General features: G+C 73.4%; 2 protein-coding genes. Both read left to right on the forward strand.

Annotated features, from left to right (window positions below; all coding sequences use genetic code 11):
• Positions 1–3,674, forward strand: a 3,674-nt coding sequence (locus QSK20_RS30770; protein WP_502889082.1) for an SDR family NAD(P)-dependent oxidoreductase, incomplete at its 5' end; no start/stop codon positions are given.
• Between the two features lie 157 nt (positions 3,675–3,831).
• Complete coding sequence (locus tag QSK20_RS30775; protein ID WP_285792128.1) at positions 3,832–4,683, forward strand: metallophosphoesterase family protein; 852 nt, start codon at positions 3,832–3,834, stop codon at positions 4,681–4,683.
• The last annotated feature ends 346 nt before the right edge of the window (positions 4,684–5,029 follow it).

Below are 5,029 nucleotides of genomic sequence, written 5' to 3' on the forward strand. Positions count from 1 at the left end.
TGCCGTCGTCGAGGGTGGACTGGTCGGCGGGTGCGGTGGAGTTGGTGACCGAGGTTCGGCCGTGGCCGGTGGTGGATCGGCCGCGTCGGGTGGCGGTGTCGTCGTTCGGTATCTCCGGTACCAACGCGCACGTCATCCTCGAACAGCCGGAAGCCGAACCGGTGCCGGAGCCGGTGGTGGCGTCGCTGGAGACCGGACCAGCGGCTGGCGACCTTCCGGTGGTGCCGTGGTTGGTGTCGGCGCGGTCGGCCGACGCCCTGGCCAGGCAGGCCGACCGCCTCGCTGAGCGCCTCCGTGCCGACCCGGACCCGTCGCCGGCCGACGTCGGTTGGTCGTTGGCCACCGCCCGGGCGGCGTTGGAGCACCGGGCGGTGGTGCTGGGTGCGTCCGGCGAGGACCTGGTCGCCGGGCTGACCGCCCTGGCCGAGGGTCTTTCCGTGCCTGGCCTGGTGTCCGGTGAGGTGGTGTCCGGTCGTCGGGCGTTGGTGTTCACGGGCCAGGGTGCGCAGCGGCCCGGAATGGGTCGGGAGTTGTATGAGGCGTTTCCGGTGTTCGCGGATGCGTTCGACCGGGTGGCTGCCCTGTTCGAGGGGCGGCTTGAGCGTCCGTTGCGGGAGGTGGTGTTCGCTGAGCCGGGCTCCGAGCTTGCCGGGCGTCTTGACCAGACCGTGTTCACGCAGGCGGGTCTGTTCGCCGTCGAGGTGGCGCTGTTCGAGTTGCTGTCGTCGTGGGGTGTGACGGCGGACTATGTGGCGGGTCATTCGATCGGTGAGGTGACCGCCGCGTACGTGTCGGGTGTGTTGTCGCTGGAGGACGCGTGCACTCTCGTGGCGGCCCGGGGTTCGCTCATGCAGGCTCTGCCGGCTGGTGGGGGCATGTTGGCGGTCGGCGGGCCTGAGGAGCAGGTCCGCGAGGTGGCCGGCGACGGCGTCGATGTGGCGGCGGTGAACGGTCCGGCGTCGGTGGTGCTGTCGGGGCCGGTGGCCGACCTGGATCGGGTGGCGGAGCTGTGTGCCGTCCGGGGTTGGCGGACGCGTCGCTTGTCGGTGAGTCATGCGTTCCATTCGCGGTTGATGGAGCCGATGCTCGACGGGTTCCGGGCCGCGATCGTCGGGCTGGGCTGGTCCGCGCCCCGGATTCCGGTGGTGTCGAACCTGACCGGCCGGGTCGCGGATCCGGTGGAGATCGCCGGCCCGGAGTACTGGGTGCGGCACGTCCGGGAGGCGGTGCGGTTCGGCGACGCGGTCGCCACGCTGCACGGTCTGGGTGTGGCCACGATCCTGGAGGTCGGTCCGGACGCGGTTCTCACGGCGATGGCGGCGGACACGCCGGCCGATCGGACGGTGCATCTGGTTCCGGTGTTGCGGCGGGACCAGTCGGAGACGACCGCGTTGGTCACGGCGCTGGCCCGGCTGCACGTGACGGGCACTGCGGTGGACTGGACGGGCTGGTTCACCCAGCGCGGGCAGCAGCCCCGCACGATCGACCTGCCCACCTACGCCTTCCAGCGGCAGCGGTACTGGCTGCACGACACCCCGCCCGCCACGACTGTTCCCGCCGACGTCTCCGCTTCGGCGAGCGACGAGCGGTTCTGGGCGGCGGTGGAGCGGGAGGATCTGGCCGGGCTGGGGGAGGAGTTCCGGCTCGACGCGGACCAGCCGTTGAGTGCGCTGCTGCCGAGGCTGGCCCGGTGGCGGCGTGAGGGGCAGCAGCGTTCCACCGCCGACTCCTGGCGCTACCGGATCGACTGGACCGCCGTACCGGATGCCGAGCCGGCGCTGTCCGGCACATGGCTGCTGCTGGTGCCGTACCTCGGCCTGGACGGCGCGCTGCTCACGGCCGTGACCGACGGGCTGACCGCAGCCGGCGCGGACGTCCGCCCGGTGCCGCTCGACGGCCCGGCCGACGACCGTGAACTGGTGGCCAAGGCCCTCCGCGACGTCGGCGAGGTCACCGGCGTGGTGTCGTTGCTGTCGCTCGCGGGCGGCGGCGTGGGCGAGGCGCTGGCGGTGGTGCAGGCGTTGGGCGCCGCCGGTGTCGGTGGCCGGGTGTGGTGGTTGACCCGGGGTGCCGTGTCGCTGGGGGCGTCCGACAGTCCGGCGGACGAGGTCGGGGCTGCGGTGTGGGGCCTCGGTCGGGTGGCGGCGTTGGAGGAGCCGCGTCGGTGGGGTGGCCTGGTGGATCTGCCGCAGGTGGTGGACGCGCAGGCGGTCCGCCGGTTCTGCGCGATGGTGGGGACCGGCACCGAGGACCAGGTCGCGGTGCGGTCGTCGGGGGTGTTCGTCCGGCGGTTGGTGCGGGCTTCGGGTGATCCGGTGCGTCGGTCCTTCCGGCTGTCGGGGACGGTGCTGGTCACCGGTGGTACGGGGGCGCTCGGTTCGCGGGTCGCCGAGTGGGCGGTCGATGCGGGTGCCGGTCACGTGGTGCTGACCAGCCGGCGCGGCGAGCGGGCTCCGGGGGCGGTGGAGTTGGCGGAGCGGTTGCGGGCGTCGGGTGCGCGGGTGACCGTGGCGGCCTGTGACGTGGCCGACCGGACTCAGGTCGCGGCGCTGCTCGACGACCTGGCGGGTCAGGGCGATCCGGTGCGGGCCGTCGTGCACGCGGCCGGGGCGGCGCAGTCCGTCCCGCTCGCCGAGATGACCGCCGAGGAGCTGGCCGACGTGCTCCGGGCCAAGGTCGACGGCGCGGCCCACCTCGACGGGTTGCTGCCGGACGGGTTGGACGCGTTCGTGGTGTTCTCGTCCATCGCCGGGGTGTGGGGTTCGGCGGGACAGGCCGGCTACGCGGCGGCCAACGCGTACCTGGACGGGCTGGTCGCGCGGCGACGCGCCCGGGGGCTCGCCGGCACCGCCGTCGCCTGGGGGCCGTGGGCCGGTGCCGGCATGGCGCACGGCGAGCAGCAGGAGCAGTTGGCCCGGCGTGGTCTGCCGGCGATGGCTCCAGAGCTGGCGGTGACCGCGTTGCAGGGTGCCCTGGACCGGGACGACGTCTCGGTGGTGGTCGCCGACGTGGTGTGGGACCGGTTCGCCGCCTCCTTCACCGCGCTGCGTCCCAGCCCCCTGCTAAACGGCATCCCGGAGGCGGCCGGCACCGTCGGCCAACCCGAGACGCCGGCGGGGGACGCCGGGGGGCCGCAGGCACTGCGGAACCGGCTCGCCACAGCCGGGGACGCCGAACGGGAGCGCATCCTGCTCGACCTGGTACGCGGCACCGCGGCCACCGTCCTGGGACACCGCACCCCGGCCGCGATCCGGGCCGGTCGAGGTTTCCTGGAACTCGGCTTCGACTCGCTCACCGCCGTCGAGCTGCGTAACCGGCTCACCGCCGAGACCGGCCTGACCCTCCCGACCACCCTGGTCTTCGATCACCCGACGCCGGCGGCGCTCGCCGCGCACCTGCGCGCCGAGCTGCTGCCGCACGGGGCGGCCAGCCCGGTCGTCGCCGAGATCGAGCGGCTCGACGAGGTGCTGCGCACGCTCCCCGGGGACCGCCGGGACGACGCGGAGATCACCCGCCGGCTGGAGGAACTCGTCGCCCGGTGGCGGGGCGACGCGACCCCGCCGGCAGCCGCTCCGGCACCCGCCGGGGATCCGGTCGACGCGGCCGAGGAACTGGCCAGCGCCACGGAGGACGACATCTTCGACATCATCGCGCGGGAGTTCGGCAAGCAGTGACCGCCAGCGACCCTAGGGGTGCGCCCTGCGCATCTAGGGGTGTGCCGCCACCTGACGGGCTCCGTAGGGTCGGAGCCCGTCAGGTGGTCGTCCCCGGCCGGTACGCGGGACGGACGGTGGGGTGCACGCGGGTGCCCGGAGGTACGGGAGGTTCCGGGTGACCTACGTCCGCCAACTGCTCGCGATCAGCGACCTCCACGTCGTCTACGCGGAGAACCGCGCGATCGTCGAGGGCCTGCGCCCCGGCAACGACGGGGACTGGCTGATCGTCGCCGGTGACGTCGGCGAGTTCGTCGCCGACGTCGAGTGGGCGCTCGGTCTGCTCAGCGAGCGGTTCGCCAAGGTGATCTGGGCGCCGGGCAACCACGAGCTGTGGACGCCCCGGGACGACGTCGTGCAGTTGCGCGGCGAGGCGCGCTACCGGCACCTGGTCGAGGTGTGCCGCCGGCTGGGCGTGGTCACCCCGGAGGACCCGTACCCGGTGTGGGATCCCGACGGCGATCCCGTCCTGATCGCCCCGCTCTTCGTCGGGTACGACTACACGTGGCGGCCACCGGGGACGTACACCCGGGAACAGGCACTGGCCCGGGCGCACGAGACCGGCGTGGTCTGCACCGACGAGATCCTGCTGCACCCGGACCCGTACCCGAGCCGGGACGCCTGGTGCCGGGCCCGGGTCATCCAGACCGAACGGCGGCTCGACACGGAGCGTGGCGGACTGCCCACCGTCCTGGTCAACCACTACCCGCTGGTCCGCGAGCCGACCCGCATCCTGCGGTTCCCCGAGTTCGCCCAGTGGTGCGGCACCGACCTCACCGCGGACTGGCACCTGCGCTACGAGGCCCGCGTGGCCGTCTACGGCCACCTGCACATCCCCCGCACCACCTGGTACGACGGGGTGCGCTTCGAGGAGGTGTCGGTCGGCTACCCCCGTGAGTGGCGTCGGCGCGCCACCGCCCCGGGCCAGCTGCGACCGCTCCTGCCGGCCCCCGTCCGGCACCTCGGCTGACCGCCTCCGCCGAGGCGGGGCTCCGGGCGCGCGACCGCCCTCAGGCTGCTGTTATCCGGTCCGCCCGAGGGCCCGGCGACCACAGCCGAATGAGGGGTCCGTAGGGGTTGGGCGGCAGTTCACCGCTCAGTACCGTCCACTCACGGTAGCGGTCGGATGCCGGCAATCCCAGGGTCGGAGCGTGCGGTGGCGTGCGGGTGGTCAGCGGTGAGGGACAGACATTGAAGCGGTGAATGCACCTCCGTGTCGCCATCGGTCGCTCCCGGTCGAAGATGCCGGGCCGGGCCGATGGCTTCCTCAGTGTTCGGCGGAAATCGATCGGTAGCAAGTTCCGGGCGGGTGGATC

It is taken from the genome of Micromonospora sp. NBRC 101691 (assembly GCF_030269285.1).
GTDB lineage: Bacteria > Actinomycetota > Actinomycetes > Mycobacteriales > Micromonosporaceae > Micromonospora > Micromonospora echinospora.